General features: G+C 44.9%; 16 protein-coding genes and 1 pseudogene. 4 read left to right on the forward strand and 13 right to left on the reverse strand.

Translation table 11 applies throughout. From position 1 onward, the window contains the following. Window positions 1–14 precede the first annotated feature (14 nt). From iscB to QUB56_RS25345, 4 genes and pseudogenes are all read right to left on the reverse strand, one after another. A pseudogene (iscB, locus tag QUB56_RS25330) lies at window positions 15–1,282 on the reverse strand (RNA-guided endonuclease IscB). Between the two features lie 260 nt (window positions 1,283–1,542). Then, window positions 1,543–2,184, reverse strand: coding sequence for a DUF4291 domain-containing protein (locus QUB56_RS25335; RefSeq protein WP_332958950.1), 642 nt, complete (start codon window positions 2,182–2,184; stop codon window positions 1,543–1,545). A gap of 546 nt (window positions 2,185–2,730) precedes the next feature. Further along, a complete protein-coding gene (locus QUB56_RS25340; protein ID WP_332958952.1) occupies window positions 2,731–3,879 on the reverse strand; it encodes an NAD-dependent epimerase/dehydratase family protein in 1,149 nt (382 codons plus the stop codon). Window positions 3,880–3,989: 110 nt separating this feature from the next. After that, complete coding sequence (locus QUB56_RS25345) at window positions 3,990–4,580, reverse strand: chromophore lyase CpcT/CpeT (protein WP_332958954.1); 591 nt, start codon at window positions 4,578–4,580, stop codon at window positions 3,990–3,992. Between the two features lie 159 nt (window positions 4,581–4,739). Between QUB56_RS25345 and QUB56_RS25350 the strand changes: the two genes are divergently transcribed. After that, window positions 4,740–4,964 (forward strand): KTSC domain-containing protein, encoded by a 225-nt coding sequence (locus tag QUB56_RS25350; RefSeq protein ID WP_332958956.1) that lies wholly within the window; start codon window positions 4,740–4,742, stop codon window positions 4,962–4,964. A gap of 248 nt (window positions 4,965–5,212) precedes the next feature. On the opposite strand, the gene QUB56_RS25355 is transcribed toward QUB56_RS25350, so the two are convergent. Both QUB56_RS25355 and petL read right to left on the reverse strand, forming a co-directional pair. Further along, window positions 5,213–10,675, reverse strand: a complete 5,463-nt coding sequence (locus tag QUB56_RS25355) for an AAA family ATPase (protein WP_332958958.1) — start codon at window positions 10,673–10,675, stop codon at window positions 5,213–5,215. 723 nt (window positions 10,676–11,398) lie between these two features. Continuing rightward, a complete protein-coding gene (gene petL, locus QUB56_RS25360; RefSeq protein ID WP_006633742.1) occupies window positions 11,399–11,500 on the reverse strand; it encodes a cytochrome b6-f complex subunit PetL in 102 nt (33 codons plus the stop codon). A gap of 78 nt (window positions 11,501–11,578) precedes the next feature. Here petL and aroB point away from each other — a divergent pair, with 78 nt between their 5' ends. After that, on the forward strand, window positions 11,579–12,673 hold the full coding sequence (gene aroB, locus QUB56_RS25365; protein WP_332958960.1) for a 3-dehydroquinate synthase: 1,095 nt from the start codon (window positions 11,579–11,581) through the stop codon (window positions 12,671–12,673). A gap of 98 nt (window positions 12,674–12,771) precedes the next feature. Here the strand turns inward: aroB and QUB56_RS25370 are convergent, their stop codons facing one another. Beyond that, the gene (locus QUB56_RS25370; RefSeq protein ID WP_332958961.1) at window positions 12,772–13,542 is read right to left on the reverse strand and encodes a tetratricopeptide repeat protein; all 771 of its coding nucleotides are present in this window, start codon (window positions 13,540–13,542) and stop codon (window positions 12,772–12,774) included. Between the two features lie 192 nt (window positions 13,543–13,734). On the opposite strand from QUB56_RS25370, the gene QUB56_RS25375 reads away from it, so the two are divergent. Next, window positions 13,735–14,574 carry a stomatin-like protein gene (locus QUB56_RS25375; RefSeq protein ID WP_332958963.1) on the forward strand — a complete coding sequence of 280 codons (840 nt, stop codon included), beginning with the start codon at window positions 13,735–13,737 and terminating at the stop codon, window positions 14,572–14,574. On the opposite strand, the gene folP is transcribed toward QUB56_RS25375, so the two are convergent. From folP to QUB56_RS25400, 5 genes are all read right to left on the reverse strand, one after another. Next, entirely contained in the window at window positions 14,565–15,428 is an 864-nt protein-coding gene (folP, locus tag QUB56_RS25380; protein WP_332958964.1) for a dihydropteroate synthase, read from the reverse strand. The two genes, QUB56_RS25375 and folP, sit on opposite strands and share 10 nt — an antisense overlap. Before the next feature lie 242 nt (window positions 15,429–15,670). Continuing rightward, window positions 15,671–16,399 carry a triose-phosphate isomerase gene (gene tpiA / locus QUB56_RS25385; RefSeq protein WP_332958966.1) on the reverse strand — a complete coding sequence of 243 codons (729 nt, stop codon included), beginning with the start codon at window positions 16,397–16,399 and terminating at the stop codon, window positions 15,671–15,673. Window positions 16,400–16,467: 68 nt separating this feature from the next. After that, on the reverse strand, window positions 16,468–16,653 hold the full coding sequence (locus QUB56_RS25390; protein WP_332958967.1) for a PCP reductase family protein: 186 nt from the start codon (window positions 16,651–16,653) through the stop codon (window positions 16,468–16,470). A gap of 1,077 nt (window positions 16,654–17,730) precedes the next feature. Further along, window positions 17,731–21,588, reverse strand: coding sequence for a GAF domain-containing protein (locus QUB56_RS25395; protein WP_332958968.1), 3,858 nt, complete (start codon window positions 21,586–21,588; stop codon window positions 17,731–17,733). A 190-nt stretch (window positions 21,589–21,778) separates the two neighbouring features. Further along, window positions 21,779–22,993, reverse strand: coding sequence for an RNA-guided endonuclease TnpB family protein (locus QUB56_RS25400; RefSeq protein ID WP_332958969.1), 1,215 nt, complete (start codon window positions 22,991–22,993; stop codon window positions 21,779–21,781). Between the two features lie 59 nt (window positions 22,994–23,052). Between QUB56_RS25400 and QUB56_RS25405 the strand changes: the two genes are divergently transcribed. Continuing rightward, window positions 23,053–23,244 carry a hypothetical protein gene (locus tag QUB56_RS25405; protein ID WP_332958971.1) on the forward strand — a complete coding sequence of 64 codons (192 nt, stop codon included), beginning with the start codon at window positions 23,053–23,055 and terminating at the stop codon, window positions 23,242–23,244. 251 nt (window positions 23,245–23,495) lie between these two features. Here the strand turns inward: QUB56_RS25405 and psbC are convergent, their stop codons facing one another. Then, window positions 23,496–24,875 (reverse strand): photosystem II reaction center protein CP43, encoded by a 1,380-nt coding sequence (psbC, locus tag QUB56_RS25410; protein ID WP_332958972.1) that lies wholly within the window; start codon window positions 24,873–24,875, stop codon window positions 23,496–23,498. Between the last annotated feature and the right edge of the window lie 241 nt (window positions 24,876–25,116).

Consider the following 25,116-nt stretch of genomic DNA (forward strand, 5'->3'; position numbering starts at 1 on the left):
AAGGGGGGCAAGGTTTATGCTGCATACGAATAACCATCCTTTCTGTGAATAATTGAACAATATTTGTGGCTAACCCCTGACACCAATTCTGATGCGGAAATATTAAATGAACCACTCGTTCTAACGGCAACACGCCCAACATATTTACCAACTTTCTTGCCATTCGTAACGATTGCTTTGACAATATCTCCAGTTTGAAAACCTTTAACAAACTTAAGTCGGGAAAGCGACATGGAAATCCCAACTTATCGGTACGACACATTTGGCGCGTCCCATGCCCAGTAGCTTTAATTAACAACGGCTTGTTTGTTAAAATTTTCAGCGATTCAACGTTCCCAACACAAGCTGCATCTAACCAGTGAGTTTTAGCTAGACTTAATCGAGTGCGATTGAACTTTGTTAATCCGCCACTGCCAGTAGAAACAGGCAAACCAGTCATGCTAAGCCGATTAAATAATGCCCAACGAGTTGAATTGACTGCTGTCGCGTCTTTTAAAGAACGCTTTGCTTGAGACAAAACCCGTTTTAAAACCTCTGGCTTTTTAGACAGGAATTGCTCAATATTTTGAGTGCCTTTCTTGATATTGCACTTTTCACAAGCAAGGCAAAGATTAGAAATGCGATTAGAACCACCCTTAGCTTTAGGATGAATATGTTCGACTTGTAATGGTGTATTTGTCACACCACAGTAAGCACACTTTCTCTCCCACTTGTTGAGCAAATATTCCCGAACCTCGTAGCCACACAAAACGCCTTGTTGGTACTCAATTCCCGAAATTTCCGGGTTTTCTAATTGTTGTAAGTCAAACCGCACAAGTTCTTGAACAATAGAAACAATGGGGGCAACTTTCATCAATTTAGTCACCCATGTTAGAGTTGTTTCAACGCGATGTTGCAAACTTGGGGCTAGCCAACCTTTAAGGCGAGTTCTATTTAGGAATCTAGCTGGACGATAGCGAGTATGGCGATTTCTCCGGACTCTACGCAATGAACGACGAGATTCAAGGCTGGCTTTAATAGCTTGACCTCGGTGAGTTAGTTCGGCACCAAAGATTACTTTTTCTCCTTGCACTAATGCGAACCCAGTGGTTTGAGAGCCAGGGTCTATTTTGAGAGTGATTGGCTTTTGGGTTGCTGTTACCTCTACCTTGAGAATTAGTGTGAATGGATACCTTTTAAAAACAGCAGCTTTGCCATTAGTTAGCAATTTACGAGCCATTCCTGGGTGGATTGGATTGAGCGGTTGTTTTTGGGTATCAAGTACAAAAACAAAGTTAGACATTTTAAGTCCTCCCTTTCGGGGTAATGTTAGCTTCGTCAATGTTTAAGGTCGGTAACTATCTTAAAAGCACTGGCTTAACCCTTACACCTGTTTAACTTTTAAGTTCTAGGGCAGAGAACTAGCAACGCATTCTCTGGTAGGTACTTTAACGCTTACCTTAAACGTAGTGATTTAACACGCTTGACTGGTCAACTCGGCAATTTCTGTGCCCCCACTATATCGGTACTCCGATTAGTGGTGGGTAGTTGACAGTAAGTTACTTAGGGAGCCGATAATCCTAGCCTCTGGAAGATGTCGGGGTCGATGACAGGATACACTGTCTCACAAGGAGTCAGTAATTGCGTGCTATCGCCTCCGTTATATTGACGCTGTTGCTGTACGAATTGGGAAATATCCTCAATTTTAACAATCCATTCTCGCGCGTAACTAGCTAAAACACTGCCGCGCAAACCGAGTTGAATTGCCCGCCGATCCATTTTCGATCCATTTGGGTGACGGTCCGGATCCCATTGCAGCCGTACCGCCGAGTTTTTAACAGCTTGTTGCCATTCTTTTTCGCTTCCATACACTGCTGGAACGAAATTAGAATGAACAGCAGATGCTAAAATTTCGTCCCACGCCGAGCGCTTTAGCCAAATAGCAAGAATTACTTCTTGACCCGATGAAGTACCCCATGCCGAGCGATACATCATCCATAGAAAGTTTGGCTTAATCCAACTCATGCGATTCAGGCTGAATTCCCCGCCGAAATAACCATTTTCCGCTGCAAAATGACCGATCGCCGGACGGTAGGCTTGGTACACTACGACCGTATGTTCATCAAATTGTGCCAGAATGTGACGACCTGTTTTCGGCCATTTACTTGCCTGGTGTAAGTAGGGTTCTGTTAGCAGCTTCACCACAACTAATTACTCTCGTGATGTTTCTCGGGGCAACATACAAACTCCGTGAATTGCGATCGATACAATTATCCCACCTCAAAGCAATCCCACACCTTCGGCCAAGCAATTAATTCTGTGAATTTCCTGTGCTGTTCTGGCAATTGATATTTCTGTTCCAGTGGCAGATGGGGCTTCGCTAACGGGCGCGGTAATTTTGATTGCTCGCCGTTAGTGCAGCCCATTCCGATATTAAATAATAAGCAGAAACTGCATGGGTTAAAAATCCGGACTTAACAACCAAAAGCAACAGAATAATCCTGCGACTTTTCACGGCATTTATTGCCAAAAAGCCAGCATTAAAAACCTTATGGAATTTTTTAATTAACCGCAGAGGACACAGAGGACACAGAGCAAAAGATAAAAAAGATAGAGCGTCTTAATATACAGCGAAATCCATTCAGAACTTGCGAACCCTTCTCCTCACTTCCCTTCTTTTCTCTTACTTCGCGCCCTTCGCGCCTTCGCGGTTCGTTAAAAAGCTCTTTCCCCCCAGGTAGAGGGCAGAACTTACTTCCAAGAAACCTTCGGCAAAATCTGATTTTTATCGACGCGGTGCTGATATTTTGTGGCAAAATTCAGCAGAGAATCAAGCAGGGAATCTGAGAGGTAGTGCGGTTGCAAGCCGAGCTCTAGCAAGTTGGTGTTTTTGGCATTGAAATAATGTTCTTCTTTCTCGACTCTGGGATTGTCGAGGTGGTTGATTTCTACTTTTAATCCCATTGCCGTGCCTGCTTTTTGCACCAATGAGGCTAAGTCGCCGACGCTGAATTGTTCGGTGAATTGGTTGAAGACGCGGAATTGTCCGGCTTCGGCGGGGTTGGCAATCGCCAATTCCACGCACCGCACGGTATCCCGAATGTCTAAGAAGCTCCGGGTTTGTCCGCCCGTGCCGTAAACTGTCAGAGGATGACCGATCGCAGCTTGGATGCAAAATCTGTTCAAGGCTGTACCGAATACTCCGTCGTAGTCCAAACGGTTGATCAACAGTTCGTCCATGCCGGTTTCATCTGTGAGCACGCCGTAGACTACGCCCTGATTTAAGTCGGTGGCTCTTAAACCCCAGATTTTGCAAGCAAAATGGATGTTGTGGGAGTCGTGGACTTTTGACAGGTGGTAGAAACTGCCTGGTTGTTTGGGATAGGGTAGTGTATCCTTGCGGCCGTTGTGTTCGATCGTGATGTAGCCTTCTTCAATGTCAATATTCGGGGTGCCGTATTCGCCCATTGTCCCCAATTTCACTAGGTGACACTCGGGGAAGTCTTCGCGGATGGCGTACAGCAGGTTCAGTGTCCCGACGACGTTATTGACTTGGGTGAGGACTGCGTGTTCGCGATCGATCATTGAGAAGGGGGCAGAACGCTGTTCGCCAAAATGGACGATCGCCTCTGGTGCAAATTTTCTCATGCTTTTGCTGAGAAAATCGTAGTTGGTGATGTCACCGACGAACAAGTCGATCGACTTGCCCGTTAAATCTTGCCATCGCTGGAGTCGTTGCTGAATCGGTGCGATCGGAGTGAGGGTGTCGCTGCACAGTTCCAGATCCCAGTGCCGCCGCACGAAGCTGTCGAGGATGCCAACTTCGTAACCCTTGTTAGAAAGGTAGAGTGCGGTTGCCCAACCGCAATAGCCATCGCCACCAATAACCAGGACTTTCATAAATCAACGGTGAATCTTGCTTGCCAATACTGGGTTAATGTACCAGGTATTGGTGCATTCTGAACCTTTAATCAAGCGTGTTCGCCCAGGAGAGACTCAGTTTTTTTTGATTAAACCGGAATTTCGTCGGCAAAACTGGCGCGGCGGGTGAATTCAAAGGGGCCGGCGAGGGCTCCCCAGACGTGGGCGTCGGTTTCGGGGTCCCGTCCGCGATCGTGGCTAATAAATTTGTCTTGGTCTATCTCGAATTCACTGTCTAGATAGGTTTTTTTGCCCTTTCTGACCACCGCGCAGCCTTTTCCTGGTTCGACAAACCCTTTGAAGCTGTTGCCCGTCCAGTGCGTAATAAAGGTGCAGCCGGGAAGCAGTGTCAGTTGTGCTTTTTTCATTTCTTTAAGCCGTTGCGGGTCGCGGGAAGCGCCGTAGAATTGTTCTTCGTTTTCTATGGCATAATTTTCGATGTCGATTCGATCGCCCGCCGGGACTAATTTCAAAACTCGCACTCGGTACGGTACATTCAGCTCGATATCGTAGGCTTGCTCTAGGTACAAACTGATCCCATCCAGAAGTTCGACGGGCAAAGGTCTCATGCAGACGCGGATGTGGGCGAAGAAGGGCGGATTTTCAAAGGCTTGGGCTTGGTTGCTGAAGTCGGAGGCCATCCAGCGGCCGAGGGTGACGATATCGGTGGAGTGAGTCATTTCGATTTTAGATTTGGGATTTGGGATTTTGGATTGAGGGAGTAGAAATTATTTTAGGGGAAATTCAGGTGCGATCGGGCTTGAGATTCCTGACTTCTTTAAAAAGTCCGGGATTTGGGTATGCTGTTTTTTTCAGGTAGCCTTACTTATCGGGAAATCATGAAACTACAACCAGTCGAATCCAGCATGATAAAAGCTGTGGGTTATGACGAAACAACTTCTAATCTGGAGGTTGTTTTCAATAGTGGCAAAACCTATCTATATTCTGAAGTGCCGAATAATGTCTATCTAGAACTGATGGACTCTGATTCCAAAGGGAGTTACATGAGATCTTGCGTGATTGACTGCTATCCTTACGAACAGAAGAAGCAACGGCGACGATAAGTACGCCCTTAATCTAGCCGTTTTGAATATCTAATCTTGATTTTTGCAATCTTTGACGAACTCTCACCCATATTTTTTGATTGTGGAGGTGAGAGGAACAATTGGAATTGCTGGATACTCACCCTTTGTTTACCACTCGGTGTCCCCAATGCGATCGTCCCTTTCCCAATTACGAAAATCCCGGTGAATTTTTAAGCCCATTCTAGTTTCCTCTTGACATCAATATTTGAGTTTCTCTCCAGCCCAAGTTATACCAGATAGTCGCTCGGAATCTCAATTACAAAAATTGTCCCCCTGCTCGCGGTCGAATTACAGGTTAATTTACCCCGATGTTTTTTGATAATAGCATAGCTGACAGATAAACCTAAACCTGTACCACTCCCCACAGGTTTTGTTGTAAAAAATGGCTCGAATATGCGTTTTTGAATATGGGTAGGAATCCCACTACCATTATCAGCGATCGCAATTCTTACCCACTCTTTTTCTATCACTTCAGTCTGAATCTTAATCCAAGGATTTTTATTAGTTTGACTAACTTGTTTGAGAGCATCAAGAGCATTACTAATAATACTGATAAATACCTGATTCATCTCACTCGCATAACAGGTGACATGAGGAAGGTTGCCATACTCTTTAATCACTTGTACCTTGGGTTGATTATCACTTTCTTGGAACCCGTTTTGTAAAATTAGTAAAGTACTTTCCAGTCCGGCGTGTAAATCTACAGATTTCATGTCTGCTTCGTCTAAGCGAGAAAAATTACGCAAACTCAGGATAATTTGTTTGATTCGTTCGCTTCCGGCTTTCATGGATTCCAGGATCTTAGTTAAATCTTCCCTGATAAATGCTAACTCAATTTCCTCAATCTTTGCTTGAATTGCTGAGCTTTTATTTGGATATTCTTGCTGATAAAGTTCCAGCAAATTCAGCAAAGATTTCATATAATTTTCTGTCGGCTGAAGATTACTATGAATAAAAGTAACTGGGTTATTAATTTCGTGTGCTATCCCCGCTACCAGTTGACCGAGGGCTGACATTTTTTCACTCTGAATTAGTTGTGTTTGGGTTTGCTGTAAATTTTTCAATGTTTGCTCTAAATCAAAAGCTTTTTGGCTTAACTCTTCTGTTTTTCGCTCTACTTCCGCTTCCAAGGTTTGAGAGTAGTTCTCTACTTGTTGATACAAACGGGCGTTTTCAATGGATATAGCGGCTTGAGCACTAATAATTTGGAGGGTTTCGACGCGATCGCTTGTAAATGCTCCCACTGTTAGATTGTTTTCTAAATACAAAATCGCGATCGATTTTCCCTGCTTGCTAATCGGAATACATAAAACTGATTTAGGCTGCTGGGTGATGATGTAGCGATCGCCTGCAAATTGAGTGGAAGCACTCAAGTTATCAAAAACCGCCATTGTTTGACTTCGGGCTACAGAATAAATCAACCTTTGGGGTAATTCTTGACATTCAGCTAAAGAAATATACCTCTTTTCTGTATGGTTTTGATCCGCTTTCGCCACTACCAACCATTTTGCCTCTCGATCGATCGCTAAAATTCCGGTTTGCGCTCCGGCATGGGCGATGGCAACTTGCATCAAAGTGGCTAATAGTTTCTCTAATTCAATTTCTTGTGAAATAGCTTGTACTGCTTTCATCACCGCCGGAAAATCCAACCATAAATTCTGGCTGTTGGTGTTACTGGTGCTAGTTAAGCTTCTGATCAGCGTTGGAGAGATTGTTCCCTCAGATATGATAGCTCGTTTAGTCGGTTGGAGAATAGCTTCTAGTAGTTGGGGATAGTGTTGTTCTAAATAAGCAACTTTCGCCTTCGCACCCCATCGGGTGTAACAGTAGTATGCTTCCTGCATATATCCAGAAGCAACTTTTTCTTTGCCCCACTCCAGATAAAATTTAGCTGCTAGTTCATTAGCTAACGCTTCTTCTTGGATATATTCGTTTTCTTTGGCTCCGGCAATTGCGCGATCGTACAAATCTCCTGCTTCATAATTCTTGCCTAAAACTCGGCATTTTTCTGCCTCTACTAAGTTAACTTTATGTTGGTGATTCATCGGAGCATAACGCGCCCACTGAGCCAGAGTAGTTTGATGGGTTTCTACCAAAGGGAGAGTGTTAGCTCGCTCAATTTCTGACTGCGTAGAAAATACTGCCCAGTAGGTTAACCCGGCATAAAAATGGAAAACCGCAGTATGAATTACTCCTGCTGCTGCCATCAAATAAAGATTAGCCTGGGCTAGGTATTCTAGGGCAGTGGTGTAGTTGCCAAATAGATAGGCAAGGAGCAATTTGTATATATAGAGAAAAGCGAGTGCTGTAAACTCATTATCCTGATAGTGTTTGGGAATCATCACCGTTTCATCGTAGGCTGTTCCGATTAATAAATCCGGTTGATTGACAACTTCTATCAAACTCTGCACCATCTGTTTTTTCATCTTCAGATAACCCAGAGGAGAATCTTGCTTAACTTGAGCTAAGACAACACAGTAATTTTCTATTTCTGATTCCCAATCATATAAATCCACTCCAGCGAAGAAACTATCGTCAAAATAAACACTAATATTGTAGCCAGCATTTAGGGCATCACCAGTTTCCATTCCAGCCATATAGCCCTCTTTTGCCGTTATAATTACTGCCCTTAGTGCTTCTTGACGATGCTGGAGAAAACAGCCAAACAAAAGTAAAGTTCTGGACTTAAATTCCCCTACATTCAACTGATTGAGTACGCTCAGTCCCACTCGACCAAAGGAATAGCCTTTTTCTACTTCTCCCAAAAAGACAGAGAGCACCATGCCATAACTTGCATACCCGATTGTTGATGCCGGTGCATTTCCAAATTGGAGTGATAGACTGACCATTGTGGAGCAATGCAGAGGCAGCAAGGCAGGATTTCCCGCAAAAATGGGCGAAAACAACATTGCTAACAGTTGCATAGCCGCAATTGTCCGAGGATCGCTCATCACAGGGAGGTTAATCAGTTCCTCAATCTGTTTGCCCTGGAGTTGATCGGCAAGGGTTTGTAGTAGTTTGCCGATCAAGGCTTCGTCAGGTTCCGATGAGAACTCAACCCCTAATTGTGTTAGGGCATTTCTGCCTACTGCGATCGCTTCTAACATCTGACTCTGGGCTGTCAGTGCGTTGATTTGAATCTCAAATATTTTGACTTTATCTAATATTGTTTTAGCCGATCGCAAAACCATATCTGCTATTTTTTCCATAGCATCAAAATCAGCATTCAAGTAGGCAGTTTCCGCCGCAGCTACATACAGATTGAGGGTTAATTCATACTGAGTTTGCCAACAGTCTGGGGTTAGCAACTCAACTCCTATTTGCACAAAACTTCTGGCGGCTGAATAGGCTGTAGAATTTCTGGCTTTCTGTCCGGCTGCTAAGTTAAGTCTGGCTAAGGCTTCTCGTTCTTCAGCTTGAGTAATTAACCCACTTCCTAAATTCAAATGCCCGACAATATCAAATAGATTTTCTTCCTTTTCTATCTCTGATAACTTTTGTTGGAGAAGTTGACCTATTTTGAGATGAGTTGCCTGTTTTTGGTTTTTGGGAATCAGAGAATAGGCAGCTTGTTGAACGCGATCGTGTAAAAATCTGTATCTAGCATTTTGTTTATTAGCATTTTCATCTTCGGGGCTTAAGTTATTATTGCCTTCAACCTGATAAAACTTATAAACATTACTAATTGGTAAAATCAAACCGCCCTGCAATGCTCTCCATAAAACCGTCGCAGTCTCAGTTTCTGATTGTTGTGAAACTATTGCCAAATTATGCAAATCGAACTGCGCCCCTATACAAGCAGCCAACTTTAAAACGTCCTGAGTTGGAATTGGTAATTTCTGCAATTGCAACCCCATGAATTCAACAACATCATCTGTAATTGTCAAGGCTTTGATTTGGGAAATATCGCACTGCCAATGCTGGATATCCCAATTAAAGGTAATTAACTTGTCATCGTGTAAAGCTTTGAGGAACTGAGTTGCAAAGAAAGGATTTCCCTTGGTTTTTTGATAGACTAATTTTGTCAAAGGCTGGGCAAAAGATAGTTCGCAATTTAGCGTATCTGCTACCAATCGATTAATATCCGATTCTCTTAACGGTGGTAATGTAATCGTATTTACCGTTGCCCCAGTTTTGAGCAGTTCATCTACGGTTAAGATAAATGGATGTACTGGTGACACTTCATTATCTCGATAAGCACCTAATATCAATAGATGTCCTGTATCTTGTTGCCTCAATAATGAGAGCCAATTCAGTGATGCAGAATCAGCCCATTGCCAGTCATCTAAAAACATCACTAAGGGATGTTCTTTACTGGTAAAGACTTTGACAAATTTTTGAAATAATAAATTAAAGCGATTTTGGGCGGCTGTTCCTGATAACTCTAGGGATGGTGGCTGTTTACCGATGATGTTTTCTAACTCAGGAATTACATCAATTAATACTTGCCCGTTGTCTCCCACTGCTGCGAGAATATTGGTTTTCCATGTTTGCAGTTGTTCTTCTGATTCTGATAATAGTTGCCCCATTAAATCGCGAAAAGCTTCCACGAAAGCCGAAAATGGGATATTCCGTTGAAATTGGTCATATTTCCCTTTAATAAAATAGCCGCGTTGCCGAACTATAGGTTTATGTACTTCATTAACTACTGCGGTTTTGCCAATCCCAGAAAAACCCGCTACTAGCACTATTTCTGTTGTGCCATTGGCGACACGATCGAAGGAATTTAATAGTTGATTAACTTCGGCTTCTCTTCCGTAGAGTTTTTCGGGAATTAGGAAGCGATCGCTGATATCTCGCTTTCCTATTTCAAAAGGTTCTATTGTGCCTGTAGTTTGTAGTTGAGCTAGACAGATTTCTAAATCGTGCTTAATTCCCAAGGCACTCTGATAACGATTTTCGGCATTTTTTGCGATCAGCTTACTGACAATTTCTGACAGAACTAGTGGTATTTCTGAATTAATTTGATGGATGGGTGTCGGCTGTTTCGCCAGGTGACAATGTACCAATTCCATTGCATCTTCCGATCTAAATGGTAATGTTCCCGTCAATAATTCATAAAATGTCATTCCCAGACAATAAAAGTCACTACGATAATCTATGCCTCGATTCATTCGACCCGTTTGTTCAGGAGAAAGATAGGCTAATGTGCCTTCTAAATCATTAGTATTATGAATCTCTTGAGTTTCTCTTGGTAGGAGGGAAGCAATACTAAAATCAATTAATTTGATGTTTTTGGTGGCGGGCTCGATTAGAATATTAGCCGGTTTTATGTCTTTGTGTATGACTCTATTTTGGTATAAGTAGTGCAGGATTTCTGTTGTTTTAATAGCTATCCTGAGAAATTCAGCTAAAGGTAAGTATTGATATTGGGCTTTTTCATCCGTGGCTGTTTGGAGATAATCAGATAGGGAAATTCCACCAAAGTCTTCCATTACTAAGGCATAGCCATTGCCATATACTTCTAGGGTTAAGGGTTTGATAATACTAGGAAAGTCTAGATTTTTGGCAATGGTATATTGGTTGCGGAATTGAACGATTTCGTTAAAGTTTGGGTATTCATTTTGCAGTAATTTGATGACAACGGGTTGTTGGTCACTGGTACGGATGCCTCGATAGACAAGGGTGCGCGTACCTGTGTACAATTGCTCTGTGATTTGATAATCTGGGAAGTTGGGGAGCGCATTCATAATTTGTTAAGCTAATCTTAAGTTATTTTGTAGTGCTCCCCGATTAGCAGGATTTACTTGTTTGGGATAAATTTCTCCACAAGCTCGATCGTCGCTAGTTACTTGTCAAATATTATCATAGCGCTTGTTAAAACGCCCGCTTTGCAAGAATTGTGACTTTGTGTAAGTAGGTGCAGATATTTAAACAGAACTTAGGCGACGGCGGCTGAGGATGGATAAACTGGCGACTACTCCCCGTACCTGCTGTGCTTTGACTTCCTGGTAGCGCCGCTTTGTTGTTATTTTATTTGAGCGATCGCTTTATGGCAAACATAGTTGGATATTCCAATTAATTCAGATGCCAGGGTGAGAGTTTTTACCTATAACTTGTTGCAACGAATAGGTTTAGGTATATTTAGTAACATATTTGACTGTCGGAGTCTTAGTCTTTTGATTGGCAACAGCTTCCCGCCTTACTTTCCTTTCATTTTACAATATTTTTCGGGTCTGTTGCTGTGTGCCAAGAAGTTTCTTCGGGATTAGATGAATTAGCGTTCGTCAAGGAATTGTCAGTCAGCCAAGAGTCTAATTAAGCTAGTTTTACTCTCAGGTTCTAGGGACCGAAGCATTTGCGCGCCAAATCTCCAAGTTTAATCAGAGATTTTTGGGGTGCAAAGACTTCGGACGATCGATACTTTTACCAGAGGTTTCAATCTCTGAGTTCCAAGTCACAAAGCAGGCGAATTAGATGAGTTTGACAGCCCGCAGACCAAACATCAGCACTGTCGCCAAGCCAATCATGCCGCCGAAAATCCCAAAATAAGTTATTGCTCCGCTAAGAGTCATTGCAATTTCTCCAAAACAATCAATAAAAAGACATATAAGAACTATAATCTAAAATCTAATATCTAAACTTAGATAAATATGCAATCGATAATTAAAGTTGACTTGGGGCCACAATCTTACAATGTTTGCGTGCGATCGGGCGGTTTAGACGAACTCGGCAGTCTGATGGGCGATCTAAGTTTGGGCAAAAAAGTGCTGGTGGTGTCGAATCAGTCGATTTTTCGGCAGTACGGCGAAAGAGCAACAGCAGCCCTCGAATCGGCAGGCCTGGAAGTCAGTAGCTGCATCTTACCACCGGGAGAACAGTACAAAACTTTAAATTCGGTGCAGAAAATTTACGGTGCGGCTTTGGCAAACCGTTTAGAACGTTCCTCGACAATGGTGGCTTTGGGCGGCGGGGTGGTGGGCGATATGACGGGTTTTGCGGCGGCGACTTGGCTGCGGGGAATTAATGTCGTGCAGGTTCCGACTTCGCTGTTGGCGATGGTTGATGCTTCTATTGGGGGCAAAACGGGGGTAAATCATCCTTTGGGGAAGAATTTAATCGGGGCTTTTCACCAGCCGCGCTTGGTTTTGATTGACCCGGATGTACTCAAAACTCTGCCGGCGAGGGAGTTTCGCTCGGCGATGGCGGAGGTGATCAAGTACGGGGTGATTTGGGATGCTGAACTTTTCGGGAAGTTGGAGAAGTGCAAGCGTTTGGATCAAATGCGCTATGTGAAGGCGGATTTGTTGGCAGAAATTTTGAGCAGGTCTTGCCAAGCTAAGGCTGAGGTGGTAAGCAAGGATGAGAAGGAATCGGGTTTGCGGGCGATTTTGAATTACGGACACACCATCGGTCATGCTGTGGAAAGTTTGACCGGTTACAAGGCGATCAATCACGGGGAAGGAGTGGCTATCGGCATGGCTGCGTCAAGCCGGTTGGCTGTGGAGTTGGGAATGTGGGATCAAGAGTGCGATCGCCGCCAGTCTGCTTTGATTGAAAAAGCGGGTTTACCTGCTAAATTGCCTGCGGGTGTGGATGTTGAGGAAATTTTGCATACTTTGCAACTCGATAAGAAGGTGCAGGATGGCAAGGTGCGGTTTGTGCTGCCGGTGCGCTTGGGTGAGGCCGCTGTGAGCGATCGGGTGGATGGGGATTTGATTATACAAGTTTTGAAGGAAATGCTTTAGATTCTCGTTTTTGGGGGTGTTTAACCTGCGGTGAACGCCCATTAACGCCGATCGCCAATGATGTTTTTTGTTTCAATGTCCGCGATCGGCGGTTGAGTTTAGGAGTCGCTCGAGGGCGAATTCATTTCCTCCAAAATTCGATCGATTCTGTTAGCGGCTTGAGTTCTGCCTTGCTTGATAAATAACTCCTTAGCTTTTTTGAGGCTGGCTACTGCCTCCGCTTGGTTTTCCTTATCTCCTTGCTGGTACAAACCGACTCCTAAATTGTTTAAAGCATCGGGATATTGGCTGTTAATTTTAACGGCTTGTCTCCACTGAACAATTGCCTCGGGCAACTGCCCCTGACTTGCCATCGCCACGCCTAAATCGTTGTGAGCTTTGGCGTGTTGCGGGTTGGCTTCAATTGCTTTTTGGAATAGACCGATCGCGTCGCTCATTTTTCCTTGGCCCGACAGCATAGTTCCCAACTTGTAATAAGCATCCGCTTGTTTGGGATAGCGAGCGATTAGTTGCCGGTACAAAGCTTCGGCATTGACAGTATTTCCTTGACCGTAAAGGTCGTTGGCAGTTCTCAAACCCACCGTGTAGCCTTTACCTACAACTTGGCACTTTTTCTCGGAGTTGCCTTCCTGCTTGCAAATCCTGAGTTCGTCTCCCTTCATCTCGTAGGATAGAACTTCTCGAACAGCAGGTCCTCGGCGCGGTGGCTGCAAGTTCTGCGACTGCAAGTTTTGCTTTAGTTGCAGGGCGATTGGCTCAGCTTGTACCTGTTGGGCCGCTGCCCCATTCCAGATTCCTGCACCCACCAAAATGCTTGGGGCGATCCACCTCAAAGGTTTGAACAAGCGAAACTCTCGATCGTTTTTCATGTCTTTTGTGGAAATGTGTTGTTGATATCCTGGGTTTGACTAGCGCCGTAAGAGTCGGAGCAGATGGGGGTCTACCCGATGAAATAGTTAGTTATTAACAGTCGAGATATTTTAGCACTGTGTGGCCGATTTTGAGTTAAATTAGAGGAGAATTCCGATCGATTCTCAGTCAACCTTAGCAGGAAAGTAGAAATGGGGCAGCCTCTTCTCACCATGATCATTGCGCTCATCCTCGGCTACGCTGTTAACTCAAGCTTCAAAATAGTCAGCGGCGGCGACGAAGCTTTAGTCGAACGTTTGGGTCAATACAAGCGCACCCTAAAGCCCGGATTCCACTTTATCAGTCCCCTGGTCGAAAAAGTCGTCTGCGTGGACACAAGCCGTGAAAGAGTTTTAGACATTAAACCTCAGTCAGCAATCACGGGAGATAATGTGGCTCTCGAAGTCGATGCCGTTGTGTATTGGCGCGTTGTGAATTTACAGAAAGCTTATTATGGAATCGATCAAATTGAAAATGCGATCGCCAACTTAGTTTTAACGACGTTTCGCGCTGAAATTGCTCGATTGCCAATGCAAGACATCTTGGCTTCCCGAGATGACATGAATAAAAAGTTACTCAAGAAGTTGGACGAAGCTACTGAAACTTGGGGCGTCAAAGTAATTCGGGTGGAAATTCAAAGCATTACACCTCCGAAAAGGGTGCAAGAAGCGATGGAATTGGAGCGCGCCACTAAAAGCGAGTGGCAAGCAATGGTCAATAAAGCGATCGGCACTAAGGAGTACATGAGGCTCTTAGTTGAAGCTTTAGACTCCCATCCGAATAGCAAGCAAGTTTTGAATTACTTAGTCACCGAAAAATACTTACAGGCTCAAGAAAAATTGGGCGAAAGCGACAATGCCAAAATTCTGTTTATGGACCCGAAGAATATGTCAGAAGCTCTCAACAATTTGATGGAGTCTATCCCTGATATCCCTTTGGGAGATCGCGGCGGGGAAATGAAAGTTATCGATACTCAAACTTCTCAAGATTGATATCGGAAGATGGCGTCGGCAACCAGACAAACATCGTGCATTTCTGTGACATCGTGAACTCGCAAGATATCTGCCGAATTTGCGATCGCACCTGTACAAGCCGCCGCTGTCCCCCAAATTCTTTGTTTCGCCAATGGCTGATTCAAAATATGACCGATGAAGCTTTTGCGCGATACTCCTACTAAAATTGGACAGTCCAAACCGCGGAATTTGGCCAACTGCTGCAGAATTTCCAAGTTTTGACTGTAAGTCTTAGCAAAGCCAATACCAGGGTCTAGAATTATGTGAGATTTGTCAATCCCCGCAGCCACTGCCTCCGCAATTCGACTCTCTAAAAATTCCCTAATTTCCCCAATTAAATCGCGATAATCTGTGAGTTTTTGCATCGTCTGGGGAGTTCCCCGAATGTGCATCAAAATTATTGGCACTTTTAACTGAGCAACGGTTGACAGCATTGCCGAGTCAAAAGTTGCTCCCGAAATATCATTGATAATATCAGCTCCCGCCTCAACCGCAGCTTTGGCAACCTGCGCTCTGGTAGTATCGACCGAAATAGGAACTGAGCCAAAAATCTCGGCTTTTTGCCGCAGTATCTGTACCACAGGTATAACGCGATCTATCTCCTCTGAAGAGGATATTTCCGCTGCACCCGGCCGAGTAGATTGACCGCCAATATCAATAATATCAACTCCAGATTTTACCATATTTTCCGCTTGCGCTAAAGCAGATTCTATGGTATAGTAATCTCCGCCGTCGCTGAAACTGTCAGGGGTGACGTTCAAAACGCCCATTAAATAAGTGCGTTTTCCCCACTCGAAAGATTTATTTCTAATGGTTAATTTGCGATCGGTCATCAGTTATTCTAAATCGCTCTACTTGAAAAGATAACAGATAACTTTTAGGGGCTGGTTTAGCAAAAAGTCTCTGGCTCTGAATAAACAATTTTTGTACAAAACCCGCCCTTTCGAGGGGTCTTTTAGGGGCAGATTTAGTACAAATTCGATCGCCCAACTATCCCAGTCAGGGCGGGTGAGAGCGCAAATTTAAGCAACTGCCGACAAATTTTTGGCTCGAGCACCAGCCCCTACTTAAATTTTCACAACTTGTAATTGACAATTCGAGCAAAACTCGCAGATTCCAAACTCGCACCGCCTACCAGAACCCCGTCAATCTCAGGCATCGCCATAACTTCATCAATATTCTCCGGTTTAACAGAGCCGCCGTACTGAATTGGCACGTCAGGATTAGTCAATTTACTGCGAATCAAACCAATAACTCGGTTAGCTTCCTTCGTTTCGCAAGTATCGCCAGTCCCTATCGCCCAAATAGGCTCGTAAGCAATTACCAACTTTTGCTGGTCAACACCAACCAAATCTTTTTCCAACTGAGAAAAAATGTGAGCTTCAGTTTCCCCTGCATCTCGCTGCTGCTTGGTTTCCCCGACGCACAGAATCGGAATTAAATCGTATTTCTGAGCAGCTTTCAGCCGCAAATTCACCGTTTCGTCAGTTTCCCCAAAATACTGGCGCCGCTCGCTGTGTCCTACGATGACATAGCGCACACCAAGTTCACTAAGCATTGGCCCGGAAATTTCCCCAGTAAAAGCTCCCGACTCTTGCCAGTGAACGTTCTGAGCACCGAGTCTGATCCGGCTGCCGTGCAAATTTTTCGAGAGGACAGCCAAGGAAGTGAAGGGAACGCAAAGCACGACTTCCCGTTCCTCTGGGGTTTCCGTCAGGCAGGACATGAATCCTTGAAGAAACTCTAGGGATTCTGCCCTAGTTTTGTACATTTTCCAGTTGCCAGCTATAACTATTTTGCGCACTATTTCTTTAAGTCCTTGTCCTTACAACGCAATTAATAGTCTAAAGCTTTAGCGTACCTTTCGATCCCTTATTGCCCAAACTCGATGCGAGCTTGCTCAACTAAGTCAACGGTGATGACTGAGGTTTCGGCTTCGCGGGCTAAGTTCTCGATGCGGACGCGAGCTTGTCCCCGGACAAAATAGGGAATATTTTTCAGCTTTGCCTTGGCTTCAGGCGTCCATTTGAGATCGTCGGAAAATTCGGAATCGGGCATGGCGTATTGGTCGATCGACTACAAGCCTTTATTTATCTGGCTTTGATGGAAAGCCAGTATCTCTTAAATTTACCATAAGTGCGAGCGGGCTTTCCATCGATGGCGAGAAGGATTCACATTGTTTAATTTTTTATTCTAATGATTTATTCTTGAAGTCCTACTTTGTGGCTGGTGACAGCTTCGGTATTTCTGGAGCAAAATTTATGAACCCAATGGAGAACTATTGCTCGCTCATGTGGACCATCCGAGCTCGATTCGATGTTATTGACACACTTCGCCCATCGAGTGCCGATTTCTTTTAACGGGCAGAGTCCGCCGCATTCCACGGTTGAAAAATTGTTAAAGCTATTGCTTTTGCGTGCTTAGTAAAAATCGACAATGGTTTGAAGTAGGTTCGTAGAGATGCCGAAAAGCAATGGAATGCCGAAACCATCTTCCAAAATCTCAAGTCCAAGAATCTCACAGTTTTGCCAAACCCTAGCATTTTTCGACAGGCGACCCCCGCAGATAAAACCTCTCTTCGGCATAAGTGTGATAGTTGAAGGCATTCGAGAAAGACGACTTACGTACAGTAATCTTATTGAAATTTCTCAAAGATTTCATGGGTAGCTAAATGAGACTCGGCGGTTGAAACCTATCCTAAACTTGCGTCTCGTCTGCCCAAGCGCAGGCGTGCAGGCACGTGCTTTCGCGGACTCAAAGAATAAAATGGGTATTAAAGCCAGATTTCCTATGATGACTGCTGACTAATGGCTAATGATATCATGTCCAATCGATTAACCATAATATCCCGGTCAGGGCGGGTTTTTGAGATGGGAGATTGTTGGCAGGTATTGTTGGTAAACCCGCCCCTACAAAAATCGCGGTTCCTCGATCGGACATGATATGACTAATGACTAATGATTAATGACTAATGACTAATGACTGCTGACTAATGACTAATGACTAATGACTAATGACCAAGAATTTCTTAATGGTACCCGCCACGTGATTTATCCGTGGAATCAATCCCTTTTCGAAAATCGAAAATCCTCAAGAAAGAGCATTTATCCGTGGGGTCAATCTAAAATCTAAAATCTAAAATCTAAAATCGATTGACTGCTGTCGGAGCGGAATCTCGATCGCAAACTCAGTACCTTTGCCCAATTCCGAATTGCATTTTAAAATGCCACCGTGTTTCTCTACCACAATTTGGTAACTAATTGACAGTCCCAATCCAGTACCTTTTCCCACCGACTTAGTAGTGAAAAAAGGGTCAAATATGCGTTGTCTCATAGATTCCGAAATTCCCGGGCCGTTGTCAGAAATCCGAATCACCGCGCTAGGAACATTGCCATCAAGTTGACCGACAGCAGTAGAGATTTTAATTTGAGGAGCCACAGGTTGACCGGGGAGCAACTTGTGCGATTCCAAAGCATCGATCGCATTCCCGATTACATTCATAAACACCTGATTCAACTGTCCAGCATAACACTCAACCAGAGGCAAAATGCCGTATTCTTTAACTAGCACAATGTTTGCACTGTCCGGATTAGATTTCAGCCTGTGCTGTAAAATTAACAGCGTGCTGTCAATGCCCTCGTGAATATCAACCGCCTTCATTTGACTTTCGTCAAGACGAGAGAAATTCCTTAAAGACAAAACTATTTGACGGATGCGATCGGCTCCCACCTTCATTGACAATAGCAATTTTGGCAAATCTTCTAGCAGAAATTCTAAGTCAATTGCTTCGGTCAATTCGCCAATTTCAGGGCTAGAATAGGGATAATGCTGCTGGTAAAGTTCCAGCAAACTAAGCAAGTTCTCAGTATATTCAGTAGCGTAATTGAGATTGCCGTAAATAAAATTAACGGGATTGTTAATTTCGTGAGCAATCCCGGCCACCAGTTGCCCCAAACCAGACATTTTTTCAGTCTGAATCAATTGAGCTTGAGTGTGCTGCAAATCCTTTAAGCTTTGAGAAATTTGTTCTGCTTGGCGTCGGGTTTGAGCCAGCAAATCGGCTTGTTGGATAGCTACGCCTAACTGATTGGCAATCTGAGCTAAAAAGTTAAGTTCTGAACTTGCCCAGCAGCGGGGCCCCGAATGTTGATACGCTGTCAGCAAACCCCAAAGTTCTTGTCCTACAAAAATCGGCGCGATCGCATAAGCCTTCACCTGAAATTGCTCTAAAATACCGCTGTCACACTCCGAGTGACAAGCTTGAGAGATATCGTCAACTGCTAGAGTTTCATTATTGAGATACCTGCCGCCTCGGTTTGACTGCAAATAAGTATTTTCCCAAACCGTAGTGATACCTTCCCCTACCAATTTTCTCCAGCCATCTTTCACAAACTCGGCAACATATTGGCCGCTCCAATCAGGATTAAAGCGAGAGACAGCAATTCTATCGACTTGCATAAACTGAGAAACTTCTTGGGTTGCCGCCTTAAAAATTGCCTTGATATCGAGAGATTGTCGAATCTTGGCTACAACTTCAAACAGTATCCGCTGTTGCTCGGCGGTTCTCTGCAGAGCGATCGTTTGCTGGCGCGTTTGAGCGAGCAAATCTGCTTGTTCTAATGCTACGCTCAACTGAGCTGCGACTTGCGTAGCGAACTGGACTTCCGAAGTTTTCCAATTTCGGGAACAGCCGCACTGGTGCACGCACAGCAAACCCCAAAGTTCGCTGCCTTTAATCAGCGGGATAATCACCTGGGCTCTAATTTGAAATTGAGCTAAAATAGCAGCGTGGCAGTCTGAGAGTCCTGCACTCTCGGTGTCGGCAAGCACTTGAATGTGTCCCTGACTGTATTTATTCGCATAGTTTTTCCCAAAACACCGATCGCGAATTTTCACATCCATTACCGAACAAAAACCAGGCAAAACCTCTTCGGTAATAAATTCGCCTTCATTAAACTTTGAGTCGGGCTCGAAGCGATAAACCCCAACTCTGTCTGCATTTAAAATTCGCTGCAGTTCTGTAGCTGTCGTGCGAAAAATTGTATCTAAATCGAGAGATTGTCGAATCTTAGCAACTACCTCAAACAGTATCCGTTGCTGCTCGCTGGCGTAGTGCAAATCAACTGTTTGCTGCTGAGTTTGAGCCAGCAAATCTGCTTGTTCTAGCGCGATGCTGAGCTGAGCGGAAATTTGGGTAGCAAAGTTAATTTCGGAGGGTTCCCAGTTGCGGGGAGCCGAACACTGGTGCAGGCACAGCAATCCCCAAAGGTCGTTGCCTTTCATGACCGGTGCAACTAAAGTAGCTTTGACTTGAAATTGCTCCAATATTTGCCGAAAGCAATCTTGCAGTCCGGCCTGTCTGATGTCGGACATTGAGTGAATTCGTCCCTGAGAGTAGAGATTGGCGTACCTTTCTCCAAAACAGCCATCGTGCACTTTGACTGCCATTGCTGACAGAAAATCTGGCAAAACATCTTCGGCCACGAATTCGCCATCGTTAAATTCCGATGCGGGATCGAAGCGGTAAACCCCTACTCTATCTGCATTTAAAGCCCGCCGCACTTCCTGGCACATCGTGCTAAAAATCTTGTTCAAGTCGAGGGATTCCCGCATTTTTGCCACTACTTCAAACAGCACTCGCTGCTGTTGGGTCACCTGCTGCAGTTGAGCTGTGCGCTCTTGAACTTGAATTTCTAAATTAGTGTTAAGTGCCTCTATTTTTTGGTGTAGTTGGTGGTGGTTAACTGCCTGAGCAAAGTGGCTGCCAAAAGTTTGTAATAATTCAATTTCTTCAGCCTTCCATTCGCTAATTTGGGCTGTTTTTGATTCTTTCCACGCTTCAAAAGATATCCGAGATTGGGCGAGCCGTTCGTCGCTATCAAACTGTCTGGCCCAGAGAGTTTCGGTGTCAAATTCTTCTCTAAAAATGCTCAAGTAACCGAATAGTTGGTGGCGGGTTTTGAGCGGTACGATTAAAATGCTGCGAATTTTTGTCGATCGAAATGCAGGTTGCAGGCTTCTCAAACTGCTAATTTTGTACAAGTCGGGAATTGCCCAAAACTGTTGCTCGCCGGATTTAAAATATTCGTGCCAGACACTGTATTGCTCCAGGTGCGGGTATTTTGCCAAAATTTGCATCTTCGGCCCCTCGCCGCAAGTGTAGACTTTGAGTGCGCGAGTGGAGTTCTCCGAATAGGGCACTATACTCGTAACCTTGCTGCTGTCGAAAATGAATGGTGTGGCGAAAATACACAGCCTGCCGCCGGCTGCGTCTAGTGCTGCTACCGATTCTGCCAAAGCTGCTTGCAGTTCCATTGCCGGCTGGGAGTTAAGGGCTGCGGCGACGCGGTTGACGGCAGTTTCCCGCATCGCTTTCGCCTGGGTTCGGGCGAGGATGGTTGATTGGGCTATGGCGACGGCGAGCTGATCTGCCACCATCTGAACGCCTTGCAGTTCGTTTTCTGCGACACTCCGGGATTCGGAGTGGTGAGATACCAGCAACCCCCATAATTCTTCGCCGTGAAAAATTGGTACTACCAAGGAAGCCTTGACGCCGAGTGCAGTCAAGTATTCAGCGTGGCAGGGGTCGATCGCACGAAAGCGCATTTCGTCGGACAGCAGTTGGCCGGAAACCGCGTCGCGGCGGGGACTTTGGCCTAGCAGCCCGGAATCTATATCGACGATCGATCGCACCTCTACCTGCGCGAACATTTCGCGGGCGTGAGGGGGAATATCGTCTGCTGGAAAATGCAGACCTAATAGTGATGGCAAGCGGTTACCGTTAATTGATTCGGCTATCACTTCACCGCTGCCGTCGTTATGAAATTTGTAGATTTTTACTCTGTCTGTTCCTAAGAACGATTGAACTTCCGCTGCTGTGGCGCTCAGAATTTCTGGCAATTCTAGAGATCGGCGAATTCGGTTGGCGATGCGTTCGAGCAAATTTGCTCGATCGTAACTCACCTTGACATTTTGGATCTTTAAGGAGTCCATTATTAATATTTTGCTTTCCCAGTAATAAAAGTAAGCCGCCCAAAAGTTTTGTGCCTGTTAAAAAATTCGGCCACCGCCATTTAATAAAATATAAATATTCTGAGGGCGATGGTCGATTAGTTTTGCACGGCTAACGAGTTACCTTAAAATTGCAAAAAAGCATTGCAACTTTCAATTGTGTGGGAGTGAACTACCCACACTTCTCTTCGAGTAAGTGTGGGCTTCCGGCTTCATTGACAGATGCCTTTCCACCTTGCGGCTTATTGGTCTTACTCCGCCTCTGCACGGCAAGAACGGGGTTCCCTCCGTCGATAGTCAGTATCCGAATGCCTTCAGTTCGGATGTTCAATGCAGCATTAGCGTCACGGTCATGATGAGTTCCACACTTAGGACAATCCCACTCCCTGATATCAAGCGGCAATTGATCGACAACATGACCACAGCATGAACACTTTTTAGAACTGGGAAAAAATCTGTCAATTTCTACGAGTTTACCTTCCTTGCGCTCTAGCTTGTACGTAAGGAAGTTGACAAATATGCCCCAACCGACATCGGATATTGCCTTGGATAGCTTACGGTTCCGAACCATACCCTTTGTATTGAGATTCTCTACAGCAATGACTTGGCTTTCGTCTACCAGTTTCCTGCTCAATTTATGCAGAAAGTCTTGGCGGGTATTTGATACTCTCTCGTGAACCTTAGCTACAAGTTTTCTATATCTCTCTCTAGTTTTACTCCCCTTAGTTTTACGAGCAAGCTTTTGTTGTTTCCTGGCAAGATTCTTTGCATGGCGCTTCAAGTGCTTGGGATTAGAATACTTGGTTACTTGTTCACCGTCATGAACAATGGCAAAATCCTTCAATCCCAAGTCAATGCCTAAAGTTTTGTTTCCAGAATCCGGGCAAGAAGAGTCTTCTGTTTCACACAAAATAGAGGCAAAATACTTGTCCGATGGAGTCTTACTGATTGTTACTGTCTTAATGATTCCAGTGATTTCACGGTGAAACACTGCTTTGATTTCACCGATTTTTGGAACACAGAGCAAATCATTTTTAACAGTGACGTTTTGAGGGTACTGAATTGACTGTTTATCCGGCTTTGACTTGAATCTAGGAAACTTGGCTATCCCCTGAAAAAAGTTTGTATAGGCTTTATTGAGATTGATTGCCACACACTGCAATACAGCAGAGTAGCAATCCTCTTTCAACCAAGGAAAGTCTTTCTTCAGTTGAGGCAACATCCCTTTGTAAGTTGCCAGCTTTAAAGTTTTACCCGTTTCCTGGTAGTGCTGAATGCAGGCATTTAAGGCGTAATTCCAATACCAACGGGCGCAACCAAATGACTTTGATAGAGCCACTTGTTGCTCGGCCGTTGGATATAGTCTAACCTTAAATGCTTTCAGCATTTTACTTATGCAAACTCCTTGTATTATAATACCAAGCGAGGAAACAATGAGGAAACAAAATGAAGGATAAATACATCAGAATTCGGACATCAGAGCGACGATTGAATAAGCTGCGTTTATATGCAGTTTCAAAAGAAAAAACGATGACTCAGATAATAGAAGACTTTATCGACAGTTTACCCAGTAAGAGATTGGGCGACTCCGTACCTACGTCGCCCCACGATTCATCCCACGCTCACCCTTTGGGTTGAGACGTGGGGCTTCTCGTGAATTAAGCTAAAACTTTTCTACTTTAAATATAAACTTTGTAGACCCGGCAGTGCAAGCTCTTTACCCTAACTGAGTAAATTTGTCAAGTTTTAAGACTTGCAGAGTCACTCAGAGAAAGGTCGATCGACCGCAAAGCCACTTTTTCTAGATATTGGAGCAAAAAAAAAGCTCCTGCCGCCCGAGCAGGAGCCTTTTTCGATTAGACAATCAAATCAGAAATAAATTCGATCGATTAGTCCAAATTAGGCATAGACAGCACTGGTTCATTTTCGCGATCGATACCCTTCTCAAAGCCAGCGACAGCCGCGCGAGCGCGACCAGCGTGCCACAAGTGGCCGACCAAGAAGAAGAAACCCATCACAAAGTGGAAACAGGCCAGCCAAGAACGAGGAGAAGTGAAGTTAAACGAGTTAACTTCAGTCGCCACACCGCCCACAGAGTTCAAAGAACCCAAAGGAGCGTGAGTCATGTACTCAGCCGCGCGGCGAGCTTGCCAAGGCTGAATGTCATTCTTGATTTTGTTCAAGTCCAAACCGTTAGTACCGCGCAAGGGTTCCAACCAAGGGCCTTGGAAATCCCAGAAACGCATCGTTTCACCGCCGAAAATGATTTCGCCAGTAGGAGAGCGCATCAGGTATTTACCCAGACCGGTGGGGCCTTGTGCAGAACCGACGTTAGCACCCAAGCGTTGGTCGCGGATCAGGAAGGTCAAAGCTTGCGCTTGAGAAGCTTCCGGGCCCGTCGGGCCGTAGAATTCGCTGGGGTAAGCAGTATTGTTGAACCAGACAAAGCAGCAAGCGATGAAGCCCATCAGGGACAAAGCGCCCAAGCTGTAAGACAGGTAAGCTTCGCCAGACCAGATTAAGGCGCGGCGAGCCCAGCCGAAAGGCTTGGTCAAAATGTGCCAAACACCGCCAGCGATACAAATCAGGCCGAGCCAGATGTGACCGCCGATGATGTCTTCCATGTTGTTGACGCTGACAATCCAGCCTTCGCCACCAAAAGGAGAGCGAACCAAGTAGCCAAAAATCACAGCCGGGTTCAGAGTGGGGTTGGTGATAATACGCACGTCGCCGCCGCCCGGAGCCCAAGTGTCATAGACACCGCCGAAGAACATCGCCTTAGCCACCAGCAGCAAGCAACCGCCACCCAACAAAATTAGGTGATAGCCGATGATGTTGGTCATCTGGTTCTTGTCTTTCCAGTCGTAGCCGAAGAAAGAAGAGTATTCTTCGAGAACTTCCGGACCGCGAACGGCGTGATAAATGCCGCCCAAACCGAGAACAGCAGATGAAATCAAGTGAAGAACGCCGACTACGAAGAACGGGAAGATATCCGTAACTTCACCGCCGGGGCCGACGCCCCAACCCAAAGTAGCGATGTGGGGCATCAAGATTAAGCCCTGTTCGTACATGGGCTTTTCTGGGATAAAGTGAGCGACTTCAAACAAAGTCATTGCACCGGCCCAGAACACGATCAAGCCAGCGTGAGCGACGTGTGCGCCCAGCAGTTTGCCGGAGAGATTGATTAAACGAGCGTTGCCAGACCACCAAGCGAACCCGGAGGATTCTTGGTCGCGACCGCTTGCGTAGGAATTAGAGAGCGTTACCACCCGGTAGAACCTCCAACGATTTTAGATTTTGGATTTTGGGTTTTTTTGTTTCCCTAGTAGGACACGGGAGTACCGCACCTGCCCCGGGGAATAGGGATTTGGATTTCAGATTAATTTAAAAAAATTAAATTAATCTGAAATCCAAATCCAGATTTTTTTAAAGTGCGTTACCGCGAGGCAGAACTTCTTCAGGGAAGATGAAGTTTTCGTGGGGTTGGTCCGTAGGAGCCATCCAAGCACG

Origin of the sequence: Microcoleus sp. AR_TQ3_B6, assembly GCF_036702785.1 — a bacterium.
Classification (GTDB): domain Bacteria; phylum Cyanobacteriota; class Cyanobacteriia; order Cyanobacteriales; family Microcoleaceae; genus Microcoleus.

Coding starts and splice junctions, on each gene's coding strand:
- QUB56_RS25340 (WP_332958952.1), bottom strand. CDS start 3,879: ATGAAAGTCCTGGTTATTGGTGGCGATGGCTATTGCGGTTGGGCAACC.
- QUB56_RS25345 (WP_332958954.1), bottom strand. CDS start 4,580: ATGACTCACTCCACCGATATCGTCACCCTCGGCCGCTGGATGGCCTCC.
- QUB56_RS25350 (WP_332958956.1), top strand. CDS start 4,740: ATGAAACTACAACCAGTCGAATCCAGCATGATAAAAGCTGTGGGTTAT.
- QUB56_RS25355 (WP_332958958.1), bottom strand. CDS start 10,675: ATGAATGCGCTCCCCAACTTCCCAGATTATCAAATCACAGAGCAATTG.
- petL (WP_006633742.1), bottom strand. CDS start 11,500: ATGACTCTTAGCGGAGCAATAACTTATTTTGGGATTTTCGGCGGCATG.
- aroB (WP_332958960.1), top strand. CDS start 11,579: ATGCAATCGATAATTAAAGTTGACTTGGGGCCACAATCTTACAATGTT.
- QUB56_RS25370 (WP_332958961.1), bottom strand. CDS start 13,542: ATGAAAAACGATCGAGAGTTTCGCTTGTTCAAACCTTTGAGGTGGATC.
- QUB56_RS25375 (WP_332958963.1), top strand. CDS start 13,735: ATGGGGCAGCCTCTTCTCACCATGATCATTGCGCTCATCCTCGGCTAC.
- folP (WP_332958964.1), bottom strand. CDS start 15,428: ATGACCGATCGCAAATTAACCATTAGAAATAAATCTTTCGAGTGGGGA.
- QUB56_RS25390 (WP_332958967.1), bottom strand. CDS start 16,653: ATGCCCGATTCCGAATTTTCCGACGATCTCAAATGGACGCCTGAAGCC.
- QUB56_RS25395 (WP_332958968.1), bottom strand. CDS start 21,588: ATGGACTCCTTAAAGATCCAAAATGTCAAGGTGAGTTACGATCGAGCA.
- QUB56_RS25400 (WP_332958969.1), bottom strand. CDS start 22,993: ATGCTGAAAGCATTTAAGGTTAGACTATATCCAACGGCCGAGCAACAA.
- QUB56_RS25405 (WP_332958971.1), top strand. CDS start 23,053: ATGAAGGATAAATACATCAGAATTCGGACATCAGAGCGACGATTGAAT.